The organism is Flavobacterium pedocola (assembly GCF_053764385.1).
In genome coordinates this window covers 1-973 of sequence record NZ_JBSNCR010000024.1, presented here as the reverse complement: position 1 = coordinate 973, position 973 = coordinate 1, and the positions used below count along the sequence as shown (strand labels likewise).

Annotated in this window: 1 pseudogene; it reads left to right on the top strand. The window is 50.9% G+C overall.

The features are described 5' to 3' along the window. A pseudogene (locus tag ACWPKD_RS15215) lies at positions 1-973 on the top strand (hypothetical protein); the annotation flags it as partial.

The window sequence follows — 973 nt, the reverse complement described above, 5'->3', positions numbered from 1 at the left end:
CATCAGCGGAACGCCAACTGCTTCGGGAACGTTCAACTATACGGTAACTACCACAGGTGGTTGTCCACCGGCTACGGCTACGGGAACGATTACTGTAAACCCATTAAATACGATTGCTGTAGGTGTTAACAGAACGCTTTGTATTAACACCGCAATGACTAATATAACGTTAGCTACTACAGGTGCTACAGGAGCTACGTTTGCGGGTCTACCGGCAGGGGTAACCGGATCATGGGCAGCGAATACAGCTACGATAAGCGGAACGCCAACTGCTTCGGGAACGTTCAACTATACGGTAACTACTACGGGCGGATGTCCACCGGCTACAGCTACGGGCACCATCACGGTAAACCCACAAAATACTATTGCAGCGGGTACCAGCCAGACGGTTTGTATCAATACTGCAATTACAACGATCAATTTAGCTACTACAGGCGCTACAGGTGCTACATTTGCAGGTCTACCGGCAGGGGTAACCGGTTCATGGGCAGCCAACACGGCAACCATCAGCGGAACGCCAACTGTTGCAGGAACGTTCAACTATACGGTAACTACTACGGGCGGATGTCCACCGGCTACGGCTACAGGTACCATCACGGTTAATTCTGCTATAGTCCCTGTAACCGGATTCAGCTATCCAACCCCGGTGTGTCAGAATGGAGCAAATCCAACACCGACAGGGGTTGCCGGATTTACCACAGGAGGTACTTATTCTTCCACAGCAGGCTTGGTTTTTGTTAGTACGGCTACAGGAGAAATCAATCTGGCGGCAAGTACGGCGGGCATCTATACGGTGACCTACACCTATCCTGCCTCGTCTTGTGGGGCTGCGGGAAGCAGTACTTTCAATATCACGATTACAGCAGTACCGGCTATTGCCCTTACTTCAGCTGCAGCGACAGCTAACCAGACGGTATGTCAGAATGTTGCGATTGCCAATATCACGTATAGCGTGACCAATGCTACAGGTGCT